Genomic DNA, 15,503 nt, shown 5'->3' with positions numbered 1-15,503 from the left:
CAAGTTTTCTTATTTTGTTTGATCCAATCACTGACCCACAAATCTGATGAGAGTTTTCATTTTAGTGATTTTGGCGGTATTTGCTTTCTCGCAGCGCCCTGCCTCAGCACAGGCGCCTGCTCCGTCGGAAACACGTTACCGGGCTGCTGTTAACGATTACAAGCAAGGCAAATATGCTGCTGCCATCGAAAAGCTCGCACCACTGACGAATGCAAGTGTCAAAACTTCCTACTCACCTTACGCGCATTACTATTATGCATTGTCGGCTTACCAGCTAAAAAGGTACCGCGAAAGCCGCCAGATGCTGGTCCAGCTGCAAAGCCGCTATCCGGGCTGGAACCGGATCAATGATGTTTATTATCTCCTCGGCGCAATCGGGCTGGAGTCGGGCCAGATCAATGAGGGATTGGAACAGCTGCTGAAAATCAAGGACACTTCGATGGCGAAGGATGTACAGGGTTTGAAACAGCATTACCTGGCAACAGTGGGCGATCTGCCCACTTTGGTCAGTTTGCAGAAGCAATATCCCACTGATCGCGATCTTGCATTGATCCTGATCCAGTTTGTCGAAAAATCTCCGAAATCAACCAGCGTTGACCAGCAATACGCGGCACAGCTGCAAAAGCAATTCAAGTTCAGTAACAAGGAAAAAGTAGCTGCCGCAGAGGAAGCGCCCAGGCGCAGCATTCCGAAGCAGGAGGGGCAATGGACAAAAGGTTACCTCGACGTGGCAGTGCTGTTACCATTCCGGCTGGACGAATTCACGACTTCGAAGCGGCGTTCAAATCAGTTTGCCTACGATTACTACCTGGGGTTGGTAATGGCTAAAGACCAGCTCGCTACGGAGGGCATTCAGGTTAATCTCTGGGCTTACGACGTGAGCAACGATGCGAAACCAATGGAGAACATTGTCAGCAACAAGAATTTTCAGCAGTCGGATATTGTAATCGGGCCGCTTTACGCGAATACGTTTGATGTGACCGCGAAATTCATAGCCGCCAGCAATGCGATTATGGTCAACCCGCTTTCGACCGATGCGAATTTGCTTAAGTCTTCTCCCAACATTTATCTGGGGCACCCTTCCATTGCGTACCAGACTCAGCGTGCTGCGCAGTATATGAAGTCAGCAGTACCCGGGTTATCTGCCGCGATCTACTATGGGAACACGTCCAAAGATTCGGCAATGGCGGCTTCTTACGCAGCTGAATGGAAAGCGAAGGGTGGAAGGGTGCTCGCTACGACAAAGATCCAGTCTGACCGCGAGTGGCTGGAAAACAATATTCCTTCATTTGAGACGAGCAAGCCTTCCCACGTTGCATTATTCTCTTCCGACGGTACTTCCGGTCCTAATCTGATTGAAGTATTGAATAGCCGCAAGTTGCTTGCGACACCTGTTATCGCCACAGCCACCAGCTTCAATCAGCAGCAGTCGCGCATTTCACGCTTCGGTTCAAGACTTACCCTGATCGAACCGGATTATGTGGACCGTGAAAAAGAGAGCATTCGCCAGTTTCAAAAAAGCTATTGGAACAAAACGAATACGTTTGCTTCGGTATATTCCTATCAGGGATTCGACCAGCTTACGTTTTTTGCAAGAATGGTACACAAGTACAAAGACAAAATCAGCAACGGGCTTCAAGCCAGAAAATACGGCGACACTGAATACCTGTTGACAGGCTTTGACTACACAAAATCAAACGAGAACCAGATAACACCTATTTTGAAGTTCAACGGTTCCAAATGGGTGCCGGTAGACAGATAATCCAACGATTCCAGAATGAATACTTCAACAAGTCAAAGCTTATTTGAGAATGCGCAGAAATACATTCCGGGCGGGGTTAACTCTCCTGTGAGGGCATTTCGTGCAGTAGGCGGTTCGCCTATCTTTATTAAATCTGCCAAAGGTCCGTACATATATGATGAGGACGGAAATGAATACATTGAGCTGATTAACTCCTGGGGACCGATGATCCTCGGTCACGCCAATGAGCTCATCCAAAAGGCCGTTTCTGATGCGATCCAGCATTCATTTTCCTTTGGCGCACCGACCCGCCGCGAGGTTGAGGTGGCAGAGCGCATTGTAGGAATGGTACCTTCCATTGAGAAGGTCAGAATGGTGAACTCGGGTACGGAGGCCACTATGTCGGCTATTCGGGTAGCGCGCGGTTTTACAGGACGGGATAAGATCATCAAGTTTGAAGGATGCTACCACGGTCACGGGGACAGCTTCCTCATTGCTGCCGGAAGCGGTGCCGCTACTTTCGGTACTCCCGACAGTCCGGGTGTGACGAGCGGGGTTGCAAACGATACGCTGACCGCTCCATTCAACAACCTGGAAGCAGTTCAGCAACTGGTGGACGCAAACAAGAACAAGATATCCGCATTGATATTGGAGCCGGTTGTAGGAAATATGGGCTGTGTACTACCCGCAGAGGGTTTCCTTCAAGGCTTGCGGAGAATTTGTGATGAAGAAGGAATTGTATTGATCCTTGACGAAGTAATGACCGGTTTCCGCCTCGCGAAAGGCGGCGCACAGGAAAGGTTCGGGATTACGCCTGATCTAACAACGTTAGGAAAAATAATAGGAGGAGGAATGCCGGTGGGCGCTTACGGCGGCAGAGCTGAGATCATGAACTGGGTTTCACCAGCAGGGCCTGTGTATCAGGCAGGTACATTGTCTGGTAACCCCATTGCGATGGCGGCAGGCTTAACTATGCTGGACTACCTCAATGAACATCCGGAAGTATATGCACAACTGGAAGATTCAGGAGAGAAGCTTGCTGATGGTTTCAGAGGTTCCATGCAAAAGTTGGGATTGGACTATACATTGAATCAGATCGGCTCGATGTACACGTTGTTCTTCACCAACCAGCAGGTAACTGATTTTCCTTCCGCGAAGACGTCCGACCTGGTTTTGTTCGGCAGGTACTTTCACGCGATGCTCAATAAAGGAATTTACCTGGGTCCGTCCCAATTTGAAAGTATGTTCCTGTCCACTGCATTGACCGACCGCCACCTGGATCTGATCATTCAGGCGAACGAAGAATCATTGAAAGAAATACTGTCTATCTAACTACAACCTCCGAAATGCGCTTTTATTCCTTCATTATCCCTGTTTACAATCGCCCGGACGAGTTGCAGGAATTGCTGGAATGCCTGGCAAAGCAGACAATCAAGCATTTTGAAGTGATCGTGGTTGAAGACGGTTCAAAGGTTAGGGCAGATTCGGTAGTTGCTGGCTTTCAAGGAAAGCTTGATATCAAGTATTTTTTTAAAGAGAATGGAGGACAAGGTTTCGCCCGGAATCACGGTTTTGAACGTGCTTTGGGCGATTACTTTATCTTGCTGGACTCAGACGCGCTGATAGAACCGGATTATCTGCAGATAGTAGACACCCACTTAAATACCAGCTATGTTGATCTGTACGGCGGACCAGATACTGATCACCCGTCTTTTACACCCATTCAAAAGGCGATCAGCTACTCCATGACTTCGCTTTTTACAACGGGAGGGATTCGCGGGAAGAAGTCGAACATGGGCGGCACATTTCATCCACGCAGCTTCAATATGGGACTTTCGCGGCAGGTTTGGGAGCGAACAGGCGGGTTTCTGACAAGCAGAATGGGGGAGGATATCCTTTTTAGCATTGCGGCGATCCGGCTGGGTTTTCGGTCCACGCTGATCCCGGAAGCTTTTATTTACCACAAGCGCAGGACGAAGTTCATCCCGTTTTTCCGTCAGCTCAAATTTTTCGGCAGGGCCCGCATTAACATTGCACGGTTTTACCCGGATGAATTAAAGCTGGTACACGCTTTTCCGCTCATTTTTACATTGGCGGTGTGCAGCATTCCGGTCTGGTTTTTTGTGTTCAAACCTTTTTTCTATCTCGGAGCTGCATTCCTGCTCTTCTATGTGCTGCTGCTTTTTACTGATGCATTGATCAAAACAAAACAGCTGAATGTGGCTTTTCTTTCGATAGGGGCCGCTTTTGTGCAGCTTTTTGGATATGGGACCGGGTTTTTACAGGAAGGCTGGAAACGGATCTGGGAGAAAAAATCCCACCGGGAAACCGGCGCTGCCATTGAATATCCTTCCTGAAAGGAGGTTGGAGTTTATGAGTTTAAGGTTTATGAGTTTGGAGTAAACGAAAGAGAGGCAGTTTCCGGGGAAGCTGCCTCTTAACTTATGCTTAACTAGTGAATTTTATACTTTGAATTCATAAACTCCGAGACTCATGAACTCCCAGACTCATAAACTCATTACTTCTGGCAGAAATAAACAATTTCCTCCTCGGGTAGCGCATATCTTTTTACCTCCGCTTTCGAAAGCTCTTCCATTACGAAACGGTCTTCTATAACCTTAAATCCGCCTTTTTCGAGCTCGTGGTTATAGTTGCGTCCGAACAGGCGAAGATGGTCGTTTTGCAGGAAATGCTTCTCGCGCTCTTTCGGGTCTGTTATCGTAGGATCTTCGTACGTTGTCGCATACTTCATATCCTGAGGAGACTGGATCAATGCCCAGCCGCCGGGCTTCAATACACGATGTAACTCACTCATTGCTAACACATAATCGTCCACGTGCTCCATGACGTGGTTACAAAAAGCAACATCAAATGTGTTATCAGGAAAAGGGATCTGATGAATGTCCATCTTAACCTTCGCCAGCGGAGATTCAATGTCCGCCGTGATGTAATCCAGGTTCTTCATTTTTTCAAACCTGTCGATAAAACAGTATTCGGGCGCAACGTGAAGTACTTTCAGGTTGGCCGTGAAAAAGTTGGTCTTTTGTCTGAGGTACAAGCCCATTAGGCGGTGGCGTTCCAGTGAAAGGCAGCCGGGACACAATGCATTTTCGCGGCTGGATGTATTCCGTCCGTAGGGAAGAAACTTGCGGTAATGGTTATCACAAACGGGGCATTGAACTTTGTTGCCGATATAGAAGATACTCAGAAAACGTGCTGCCCAGTGTCCGACCAATTGCAGATAGGGTCTGGGAATGTACCTTAATACTAAACTAATGATGGATTTCATTAAGTCAATTAACTAAAAATTAATAATTTTAGGATCATAAGTTTCCAAAATAACTGAATGATTCCATCGATTGATCCAAAACCACCGGGTAAAAGACTGATAAAGAAAATGTCAACACGCACAAAATGGATGATTTTAGCTCCATGCGGATTGATTCTTTTCAGCTTTGGTCTTACCGTGCTCAGCCAGGCTGCCCACGAGCGGCGTATTGGCGAGCCTACTCAGGTGTGGGTTGTTCTTGGTTTGTACAGTCTGGCTTTGATCAATGGCGGACTGATTATGTTCGGCGAGGCGCTTCGTTTCCGGATTTTACTGCACGTCCGCCGCGAGACCCGCCGGAGTATGCGTCAGCTCACACGCAAGGTCAACACCAAATCATCGGGGAAATCCAAATCGGCCAAAAAAGCAAAAAGCCCTATCAAAGCAGATTGACAGGACTAGTTGAATAATTTAGGAGAGGCCAATTTTATTTTTTGTTAGCTTCAAACTGCGCCTTGATTGCCTCCACATCGACATTGCGAACCTCTGGTTTACGTAAAAGATCTTTGATCTTAGCAGTACGGTTATTAGCTACCGCCTTGTTTCTGCGTCCTTTACGTTTCAATTCCGTAACTCCCATTGTAAAATATTGTTTTGTGAAAGAGCCGCGAAATTAATCATTTTCTGTTAAATAATGCAGGCTATCATCACAAATATTGCATAAGCTGGCTAACTTTGCCACCCAGCCAGCCGCCAAACCATTATCAAATCGCCTTGCCGGGCACTGGTCCGGGCTGCATCTTAAATGTGCAGCTCAGCTAATCAGGCGGGCTTTTTTTGATCCAATATAATAATGAGTAAACCATCCCTTGCCCGCGGAACCCGTGACTTCGGTCCAGAACAAATGGTGAAGCGGACCTTTATTTTTGATACGATCCGCCGCTCCTTTCAACGTTACGGGTTTTTGCCCCTGGAAACTCCCGCATTCGAAAACCTGTCTGTTTTAATGGGTAAATACGGCGATGAGGGTGACCAACTGTTGTTTAAAATACTTAACTCGGGCGATTTCAGCGGCAAGCTTTCCGACACTGACTGGAATGCAGGCTACAAGCCGCTGACTACTAAAATCTCTGAAAAAGGACTGCGTTACGACCTGACCGTTCCGTTTGCACGGTATGTGGTAATGAACCGGGGTACGCTGGCAATGCCTTTTAAAAGGTACCAGATCCAGCCCGTCTGGCGCGCCGATCGCCCTCAGAAAGGCAGGTACCGTGAGTTTTACCAGTGCGATGCCGATGTGGTAGGGACCGATTCACTGCTTTGCGAAGCTGAGATCGTGACGCTTTTACATGATATATTGCCTGCGCTTGGTATCAAGGATTTTGTGGTTAAAATCAATAACCGCAAGATACTCACGGGCATTGCTGACAAAGTAGGTGCACACGGAATGGAAGGACCACTTTGTGTGGCTATTGATAAACTGGACAAAATAGGTCAGGAAAAGGTAGTGGAAGAGCTGCTTGAAAGAGGCTTCTCCGAGCAAAGTGTCACTGCATTGGAGCCGATTTTCGCGCTGTCAAACGAGAAAGAACCATTTGCTGAATTGAGAAGCTGGCTTGCTGATTCAGAGATCGGGTTAAAAGGTATTCAGGAACTGGAAGAAGTTTGGGCGATGGTGAAATTGCTTGGCCTGGAAAACCCGCAGATCGAGTTCGATGTTACCCTGGCACGCGGCCTTTCCTATTATACGGGCGCTATTTTCGAGGTTAAAGCGAAAAATGTGCAGATAGGTAGTATTTCTGGCGGCGGCCGTTATGATAACCTGACAGGTACTTTCGGTGTTCCGGGGATCTCAGGAGTAGGTATCTCGCTCGGCGTCGACCGCATTTATGATGTAATGGAAGAATTGGGCCTCTTTCCCGAGAGCCAGCAAACCAGTACCAAAGTGATGATCTCCAACTTCGACGAGGAAGCATTTAAGTACGGTCTGACGATTTTACCCAAACTCAGAAATGCCGGAATCAATGCGGAGATCTATCCCGATTCTGTCAAGTTGAAGAAGCAGCTCGATTATGCAGACCGTAAAAGCATCCCGTTTGTGATCCTCGTAGGTTCCGATGAAATGCAGTCGGGCTTACTGACACTTAAAAATATGAAGACAGGCGAACAGCAGAAATTACATTTGGAAGATATCATACCTTCAATAACCCAGGCAATTTAAAACCCTAATTAGGCACTTTTCACTGGCTGCCCGGCAGCTGCATTAAAAATGAACGACGAAATTCTAAGAATTGCAATACAGAAATCAGGAAGGCTCAGCGAAGATTCATTGAAGCTGATCAAAGAATGTGGAATCCGGTTTGATAACGGAGCCGGCAAGCTGAAAACAGACGCCACCAACTTCCCCGCCGAAATTCTTTTCCTTCGGGACGATGATATTCCCGGTTATGTGGAAGACGGTGTGGCGCATCTGGGCATCGTAGGCGAAAATGTTTCGGAAGAATCGGATAAAAACGTTGATACGGTTCACAAGCTGGGTTTTTCAAAGTGCAGGCTGTCTATCGGCGTCTTGCGCGAGCATCAGTATAAAGGTGTGCAGGACCTGGAAGGAAAAAGCATTGCAACCACATATCCGCGACTGCTGGAAAAATACCTGAGTTCAAACGGCGTCACTGCGCAGATCCATGAGATCAGCGGCTCTGTTGAAATCGCGCCCAGCATTGGACTGGCCGATGCGGTTTGCGATATTGTCAGCTCCGGCAGTACATTATTGAGCAATGGGCTGAAAGAAGTTGAAACGATCTTCCGCTCTGAGGCGGTGATGATCGCGAGCAAGCAACTTTCGGCGACGCAGCAAAACCTGCTGGATCAGCTTTTGTTCCGGATCAAATCGGTTCAGGCAGCTAAAAACAATAAATATATCCTGCTCAACTGTCCTACCGAGGCGGTTGAGACCATCTCCAAATTCCTGCCAGGCATGCGTTCTCCGACTGTTCTGCCGCTGGCGACGGAAGGCTGGTGCTCACTGCATTCGGTGATCAATGAAAACGAATTCTGGGAAAACATTGAAAAGATCCGTCAGGCAGGCGCAGAGGGTATTCTGGTAATACCTATCGAGAAAATGATTCAGTAATAACCGGCCAAACGGTTGCACTATTTATTTGACTATGAACATCATTCCATTTCCGGACCGTGACCAATGGGCTTCTCTGCTTACCCGCCCGGTCCAGGAAACAAAGGATATTGAAGCCAAGGTTCTCCCCATTCTTGAAAAAGTAAAGCAGGAAGGCGACCAGGCGATCAGGGACCTTACCCTGCAATTTGATAAGGTGGTACTGGAAGAAATTGCTTTTTCAGAAGAGGCAATTGCCAGCGCCGCCAGCCAGCTTGACGAGCCGCTGAAAACGGCCATTGCACAGGCTTATGCGAATATTTACAAGTTCCACGAAGTGCAGCTGCAAGCCCCGCAAAAGATCGAGACAATGCCGGGCGTTTTTTGCTGGCGCAAAAGTGTGGGTATTGAAAAAGTCGGCATTTACATTCCCGGCGGCTCGGCACCCTTGTTCAGTACCGTGTTAATGCTGGGTATACCGGCGAAAATAGCTGGATGTAAGGAGATAATCTTGTGTACACCTTCCGACAATCCTGCCATACTATACGCGGCCAGCCTTGTCGGCGTGACCAAAGCTTTCAGGGTAGGAGGCGCGCAGGCCATTGCCGCGATGGCTTACGGAACGGAGACTGTCCCCAAAGTTTATAAGATATTTGGCCCCGGAAACCAGTACGTTACTGCTGCCAAAATGCTTGTGAACAGTCAGGGCATTTCCATTGATATGCCGGCCGGACCTTCTGAGGTAGCGGTTTATGCAGACGATACCGCAGTTCCCGCATTCGTTGCTTCTGATCTCTTGTCACAAGCAGAGCACGGGCCCGACAGCCAGGTATTGCTGGTTTCCACGAGCAAGAAACTGCTCTCATCGGTGAACCTGGCACTTGCTTCGCAGCTCGAAGAATTACCGCGCAGGGATTTTGCCGGACAAGCGATTACCCATAGCAAGGCCATTTTGCTGGATAATGAAAGTGACGCCATTGATTTGTTGAACCAATATGCCGCAGAGCACCTGATATTGAGTGTGGCAAATGCGGAGAAGGTAGCTGACAAGATCGTTAATGCAGGATCTATATTTCTGGGTAACTATACACCTGAATCCTGCGGCGATTATGCATCCGGTACCAATCACACGCTGCCGACAAACGGTTACGCAAGAGCTTACAGTGGCGTGTCGGTAGATAGTTTTGTGAAAAAAATCACAGTGCAGCACATTACCGAAGAAGGTATCCGCAATATCGGTCCGACCGTAGAAAGAATGGCAGAAGCAGAATCGCTGGAAGCGCACCGGAAAGCAGTTAGTTTGAGGTTGAAAAGTCTTGAATGATTGTTTTTGAAGCAGGAAAAATGTCGTATATTTAGGGACATTTTTCCTTATGAACGTATGACAGTACGAATGGTTAATGAGCGTTTGGGCGGCTACGGAGTTCTCAAATATCGCGTCAACAATGATTTTGACCTGGCTTATCTCGCCACCAATGGCGTACCCAAGGCTTCTATTCAGCATTTGGCAAGCTCGATTGGCATGGATCCAAAAGAAATAATCGACCTTTTGCCGGTAACTTCAAGGAACCTGCAACGCTACGAGGAAGAGGATTTACTCAGCAATGTAGTTTCTGATCATCTGATTGCATTGGCAGATCTATTCTCCGTCGGGGTTAACGTCCTGTCAAAAGACTATTTCAAGAGCTGGCTTACGAGCCCGGTTCCTTCTCTCGGCAACGAATGTCCGATCCATTTTCTCAAAACCCACGCAGGTATAGAGTTGATCAAAACCGAGCTGGGGCGTATTGAGCATGGTATTTTTGCCTGATGGAGCTGTTTCGGATTTCACGGGTGGAGTACCAGGACGATCTGACGGGCATTGGCGCATTCCGGCATGGGGGCAGGTGGAACTCACCGGGACACCACATGTTATACACAGCCTCCCATCGCTCGCTCGCTATGCTTGAAGTGCTGGTGCATTTGAACAAATCGGTGCCGCCGCCTGAGTATGTGATCGTGGTGCTGTACGTACCCGATTCAATGGCGACTTCGACGGTACCTTACATGATACAGGACTGGCAGGGAGAACAGCAATGGACCAAAGATATGGGCGATGAATGGGCAAAGGGTAAAACTTCGCTTTTATGCAGGGTACCATCAATTATAGTCAAGTCGGAATACAATTTCCTGATCAATCCTGCGCATGAGAACGCCAGTTCGATTCAGGTAGTTGGAAAGGAACCTTTTGAATTTGATCTGAGATTATTTACATCTCCCTTGAAAAAATAAAAACGGCATAACGCCGTACAATTGGAATGAACAACACTTTTGACCTAAAAACAATACTGCGGCCGCACATCCTCACGCTCGCCCCTTATTCTTCTGCAAGAGACGAGTATACCGGGCACGAAGGTGTGTTCCTGGATGCGAACGAAAACCCTTACGGATCTGTCACAAACGAAGATTATAACCGTTACCCGGATCCTTATCAGTCCGAAATCAAGAAGCTGATCTCAAAGATTAAACACGTAGAACCCAACCGCATTTTTCTGGGAAACGGGAGTGACGAGCCGATTGACCTGTTGACGCGCGCGGCTTGTACGCCGGGGCAGGATCACGTGATCATCATGCCGCCTACCTATGGAATGTACGAAGTAAGCGCCTCCATTCACGATGTGCGCATTGATAAAGCTTCGCTTACCAGCGATTACCATATTGATGTTGAAGCGGTTTTGAATGCAGTGGGCGAACACACGAAAATCATCTGGATCTGCTCTCCCAACAACCCTACGGGGAACAATATGCAGGATGAAGCCATAGAAACGATTTTAAAAAACTTCAATGGGCTGGTTGTAGTAGACGAAGCATACATTGATTTTACCGATAAACCTTCGTGGGTTCAGCGGCTTGACGAGTACCCGAATCTGGTCGTTCTGCAAACCTTCTCGAAAGCATGGGGATTGGCCGGACTTCGCATTGGTATGTGCTTTGCTTCCGCTGAGCTGATCCGCATTTTGAACAAGATCAAGCCACCTTATAACATCAGTCTGCCAGCCCAGAATGCCCTTTTGCAAGGCTTGCAAAATCCGGCGCTGAAAGATGAAATGGTAACTGATATTCTTTCCGAAAGAGGCGCTTTGCAGGAAATGTTGCTGGAATTACCCTCGGTTGTGAAGATTCACCCTTCTGATGCCAACTTCCTGCTCGTTCAGTTCGAAGATGCGAAGGCAGTAATGGACTACCTGATCAGTGAGGCGATCATCGTGCGCGACCGGTCACGCGTACATCTTTGTGAAGGTTGTCTGCGGATTACGGTCGGAACAAAGAAAGAAAACGAAGTTTTGATCGAATCTTTAAAGAATTTCCAACAGAAAAACGTTATTGCATAGCATACTCAGCATATCCATTTCCCCGATCAAAAACAATTATGAAGAAATTAGCCTTGACGTTTATCTGTACGCTTTGTTTCGGAATGGCACAGGCCCAATATGACAACTGGGCAGTCGGTTTCAAATTAGGCGAGCCAACCGGTGTCAACATCCGTAAATATTTCAACAACATTCACGCACTTGATGTTACCATTGGTACTTACGGCGGCGTGTTGTCCAAAGACCGGAAATACCGCGGCGACGAGGGTATTTACAAAAATACGGGCGTTTCCCTCCAGGTGCATTACCTGTGGCACACTCCGGTTTTCAACTCCGAAACAGTGCACGTATATTACGGACTGGGCGGGCAGCTGAACAGTCGCCGCGCTTACCCGAAAAGGTTGAGCGGCAATTACGAAAAGGACATTTCACTAGGAGGTTCAGTACTGGGCGGGTTTGAATATTACATTCCCGATAACCGCATTTCTGTTTTCCTGGAAGGCGGCACCTATCTGGAACTCGTACCGCGTCCATTCTACCTGAGTCCTAATCTTTCTGCTGGTATCCGTTTCAACTTATAGCAGCAAGAAGCATTTCCAGAGTCAAACGAGCAGGTTTATACCTGCTTTTTTTATGTAATTTGCCCGGCAGTTTCCTGATCGGTTTTTCAAAAGATTTCGCACGTGTTTAAAGTATATAGTTCATCGGCCGGCTCGGGTAAGACTTACACGCTGACCAAAGAATATCTGAAACTGGCATTAAGCAACAGTGCAGATACCTATTTCAAGAACATTCTTGCAGTAACATTCACCAATGCGGCTGCAAAAGAAATGAAAGACCGCATTCTGCTGATGCTGCGCACTTTTGCAGATTGGCAGCCACAAAACGGCAAGCTGCACCCGATGATGCAGGATGTGATCAGTGAGCTTTATCCCGATACAGAACAGGATCCCGAATTGCTCCACGAAGCGTCGAAACTGATCAGCCAGCGCGCAAATGCTGTTTTTGGACAGATCCTGCACCGGTATTCGGATTTTTCGGTGATGACCATCGATAAATTTACACAAAGGCTGATCAGCAGTTTTACAGATGAGCTAGGTATCCCTTTCATTTTTGAAACCCAGCTCGACAGTGATTTGCTTGACGATGCGGTCGACAGGTTATTGTCCCGGATCGGGCAGGAGGGCGAGGAGGTACTTACGGATATAGTCGAAAAATACTACCGCGAGAATGCCGAAGAAGGTAAAAGCTGGGGCACGCTGCCAATGCAGATCCGCGAAACTTCGGGCACATTGCTGAATGAGCAGAGCTACCTGCAGATGAAGCGCGTGGAAAACCTCAAAATGGAAGACTGGATCGCAATCCGGAACCAGATGCGCGGCTACGTTCGCGAGAAAGAGGCGACGATGCTGCGACTGGCACAGCATGCATTTGAGCTGATCCAGTCAACATTCCTGACAGAAAAAGACTTCCACCAGAGCGGGCGCGGCATTTACGGGTTCTTTCGGGACCGCTCCGAAAACAAGAAACTCTGGGCTGAGCCGAATTCCTATGTTTACAAGACAATAGGAGAGGGTGTATGGTATGGTGCTAAAACGGCTGTTCTGATTAAAGATGAAATCGAGCGTGTAAGAACAGATCTGGAAAACTATTTTCACCAGATCGAGAACATGCGTACCGCTGAATCAGGTAAGATAATCCTTTATAACCAGCTTGAAAAGCACATTTACCAGCTCTCATTGCTTGGAGAGATCAGGAAGGAATTTGATATTCTGCTGAGGCAAAATAACCAGGTACATATTTCTGATTTCAATCGCAAGATCGTCGAAATCGTGGCCAGGGAACCGGTACCCTTTATTTTTGAAAGGTTAGGTGAAAAATACAACCACATTCTGGTCGACGAATTCCAGGATACCTCCAAATTGCAGTTCGCCAACCTGCTGCCGCTGATTGAGAATGCATTGTCGGGCGGCTATTTCAGTTTGGTTGTCGGCGACGCGAAACAATCCATTTACCGGTTCCGTGGCGGAGATATGGACCTGATCCTGAACCTCGCACAAAGCCAGGTAATGCAGCTGGCCTCTGTTTTTGGTGACAATACATTCCATGCAGAGCGGCTCGTCAGTCTGAATAACTATTTGAATGTAAATCACCTGAAAGTGAACCGGCGCAGTTACCGTGAGATCACTGCATTCAACAATTCATTTTTCGGGTTTGTGGCCGATTTGCTTGGCGACGAATATCCTTTGATCAGGGAAGTTTACGATCAGAACTTCCAGCAGGAAATCCCTGATGAAGCGCCTGTGGGCGGGCATGTGGAAGTTGAATTTATGGACCTGGCGGAGAATGCAGACGATAATGCCGATACAGAAGGTGCTGTCGACAACATGATCAGGCGCACGCTTGAAATTGTCTCAAAGCTCAGATCAGAGGGATACAATTGGCGGGATATGGCGGTTTTGTGCCGGCGGAAAAAGGAAGCCACCGCGCTGGCGAACTTTATGAAAGAGGCAGGGTACCCGCTGATTTCCGACGACGCACTTTCGCTAAGCTACTCCCGCTCCGTGCATTTCATTATCTCATTTATGAAGGTACTGCACAGCTCCGACCACCGGCTCGCGCGGTACGAGGCTGCCTACCTGTTCCACCACATTATCCGGAGAGAGGCGCCCGCTCCTTCCGATTATGAGCAGATCCGCGGGCTGGTAGAAGAGAAAGGGCTCGATTCATTCCTGGCATATTTCAGGCGGTGGAACATTCAGCTGACCTCATTCAGGTTGCGGCAGCTCTCCGTCTTTGAATTGAGCGAGCAGCTGATGAAACGTTTTGGTTTGCTTGAACAGGGTTTTGAAACCGAATACCTGTTCCGTTTCCTTGACGTGGTAATGGAATTTGGTAACCGTAAAAGCAACCACCTGGGCGATTTCCTGACCTACTGGGACACTGCAAGGCACAAGCTGTCCATTACAATCCCGGAAGGTACCGACGCTGTGAGGATCACGACGATCCATAAATCCAAAGGATTGGAGTACCCGGCTGTTATCATTCCTTATGCTAACTGGAAGGTGACCCCCAATGCAAGGCTCGACCGGCTGTGGCTTGACCTGGAAGGAATGGATTATGAAGAGCTGCATCTGGCGCAATCGCCGGGTTATGATCCGAAAAGCCTGAAAACTTCTATGGTTTCGGTTATCAAGGAGCTGGAAAATACGAAGGCGGCAGAGCAGTACCAGAATGAGAAAACGCGTGTGCTGGTCGAAAATCTAAACTTGCTTTACGTTGCATTCACCCGTCCTGTACAGCGCCTGTATATTTTGGCCAAAAGAGAACGAAACTGGAATGTGGGCAGCCAGATCAACAATTGGCTGAAAGACTATTTTTCACAGCAGGATTTCAAGCCGGAATGGGATGAAAACATTTCCGTTTATACCATAGCGGAAGCCAATTCCAGCCCAAAACATGCACACGTACGTTCAGAGGCCACACCGTTTGTAATGGAGGCGGTATTGAGCAACGACCGAACCGATTCCATGCGGCTGAGACGAATGGCCGATCGCATTTTCGATGTGGATACATTTGAGTCTAAAAATGATCGCACACAAAAGTTAAAGTATCTTTTTACCAGATTAAAGTCTGTTTCCGAGCTGCCGGTTGTGATGGAAAGACTTGTTACTGAGGGTATTTTTACAAGAAAAGAAGGTTCTGAAATCAGAGCAGCGGCTTTGAAACTATTGGAAAATCCTGCATTAAGTACATTATACAGCGATCAGAACCAGGTTCAGATGAACCGCGACCTGTTGATGCCGGGCGGAAAACTCCTGCACATTGACCGGGCTGTACAAATGCCTGATAGTTCTATTGCGTTCATGCTATTCGCTGGCGGTCAGGACATGACGGAACCGGCACGGCATTTAAGAAAGGTGATCAAAGCTTACGAATCCACCGGCAAGCAATCACGCGGTGTAGTAGTAGATCTTCAGAAGCAAGTTGCAGAATGGGTAGATAAGTTATAATGAAAATGATACCTCATTG

The 15,503-nt window shown here is 47.8% G+C and carries 14 protein-coding genes; 12 read left to right on the top strand and 2 right to left on the bottom strand.

The features are described 5' to 3' along the window. The first annotated feature begins 46 nt into the window (after positions 1-46). From AC1XTG_RS01000 to AC1XTG_RS00990, 3 genes are read left to right on the top strand one after another with little or no spacing between them, the layout of a single operon-like run. Positions 47-1,762, top strand: a complete 1,716-nt coding sequence (locus tag AC1XTG_RS01000) for an ABC transporter substrate-binding protein (protein ID WP_484840657.1) — start codon at positions 47-49, stop codon at positions 1,760-1,762. A gap of 15 nt (positions 1,763-1,777) precedes the next feature. Continuing rightward, complete coding sequence (hemL, locus tag AC1XTG_RS00995) at positions 1,778-3,073, top strand: glutamate-1-semialdehyde 2,1-aminomutase (RefSeq protein ID WP_056287895.1); 1,296 nt, start codon at positions 1,778-1,780, stop codon at positions 3,071-3,073. Between the two features lie 14 nt (positions 3,074-3,087). Beyond that, on the top strand, positions 3,088-4,098 hold the full coding sequence (locus AC1XTG_RS00990) for a glycosyltransferase family 2 protein (protein WP_484840656.1): 1,011 nt from the start codon (positions 3,088-3,090) through the stop codon (positions 4,096-4,098). Between the two features lie 161 nt (positions 4,099-4,259). On the opposite strand, the gene AC1XTG_RS00985 is transcribed toward AC1XTG_RS00990, so the two are convergent. Beyond that, complete coding sequence (locus AC1XTG_RS00985) at positions 4,260-5,030, bottom strand: class I SAM-dependent methyltransferase (RefSeq protein ID WP_484840655.1); 771 nt, start codon at positions 5,028-5,030, stop codon at positions 4,260-4,262. A gap of 108 nt (positions 5,031-5,138) precedes the next feature. On the opposite strand from AC1XTG_RS00985, the gene AC1XTG_RS00980 reads away from it, so the two are divergent. Further along, positions 5,139-5,462, top strand: a complete 324-nt coding sequence (locus AC1XTG_RS00980; protein WP_484840654.1) for a hypothetical protein — start codon at positions 5,139-5,141, stop codon at positions 5,460-5,462. Between the two features lie 34 nt (positions 5,463-5,496). Here AC1XTG_RS00980 and AC1XTG_RS00975 read toward each other — a convergent pair whose 3' ends face one another. Then, complete coding sequence (locus AC1XTG_RS00975) at positions 5,497-5,649, bottom strand: hypothetical protein (protein WP_166444435.1); 153 nt, start codon at positions 5,647-5,649, stop codon at positions 5,497-5,499. A 213-nt stretch (positions 5,650-5,862) separates the two neighbouring features. On the opposite strand from AC1XTG_RS00975, the gene hisS reads away from it, so the two are divergent. The 8 genes from hisS (at position 5,863) to AC1XTG_RS00935 (ending at position 15,484) form a co-directional block, all read left to right on the top strand. Then, positions 5,863-7,230 (top strand): histidine--tRNA ligase, encoded by a 1,368-nt coding sequence (hisS, locus tag AC1XTG_RS00970; RefSeq protein ID WP_056287904.1) that lies wholly within the window; start codon positions 5,863-5,865, stop codon positions 7,228-7,230. A gap of 48 nt (positions 7,231-7,278) precedes the next feature. Next, positions 7,279-8,142, top strand: a complete 864-nt coding sequence (hisG, locus tag AC1XTG_RS00965; protein WP_031527974.1) for an ATP phosphoribosyltransferase — start codon at positions 7,279-7,281, stop codon at positions 8,140-8,142. A 34-nt stretch (positions 8,143-8,176) separates the two neighbouring features. Next, positions 8,177-9,445: a histidinol dehydrogenase gene (gene hisD / locus AC1XTG_RS00960; protein ID WP_484840653.1), complete on the top strand. Its 1,269-nt coding sequence runs from the start codon at positions 8,177-8,179 to the stop codon at positions 9,443-9,445. Positions 9,446-9,502: 57 nt separating this feature from the next. Continuing rightward, positions 9,503-9,931, top strand: coding sequence for a type II RES/Xre toxin-antitoxin system antitoxin (gene parS / locus AC1XTG_RS00955; RefSeq protein ID WP_484840652.1), 429 nt, complete (start codon positions 9,503-9,505; stop codon positions 9,929-9,931). Then, entirely contained in the window at positions 9,931-10,392 is a 462-nt protein-coding gene (locus AC1XTG_RS00950; protein WP_056287910.1) for an RES family NAD+ phosphorylase, read from the top strand. The genes parS and AC1XTG_RS00950 overlap by 1 nt, the downstream gene beginning before the upstream one ends. Before the next feature lie 26 nt (positions 10,393-10,418). Beyond that, a complete protein-coding gene (gene hisC, locus AC1XTG_RS00945) occupies positions 10,419-11,492 on the top strand; it encodes a histidinol-phosphate transaminase (protein ID WP_484840651.1) in 1,074 nt (357 codons plus the stop codon). A gap of 38 nt (positions 11,493-11,530) precedes the next feature. Next, positions 11,531-12,052, top strand: a complete 522-nt coding sequence (locus AC1XTG_RS00940) for a hypothetical protein (protein WP_056287915.1) — start codon at positions 11,531-11,533, stop codon at positions 12,050-12,052. A 102-nt stretch (positions 12,053-12,154) separates the two neighbouring features. Further along, positions 12,155-15,484 (top strand): UvrD-helicase domain-containing protein, encoded by a 3,330-nt coding sequence (locus tag AC1XTG_RS00935; protein WP_484840650.1) that lies wholly within the window; start codon positions 12,155-12,157, stop codon positions 15,482-15,484. Positions 15,485-15,503: the final 19 nt, after the last annotated feature.

The organism is Dyadobacter sp. HNCC25DJ183, from assembly GCF_056895175.1.
This window is presented reverse-complemented; position numbering and strand designations above follow the sequence as displayed.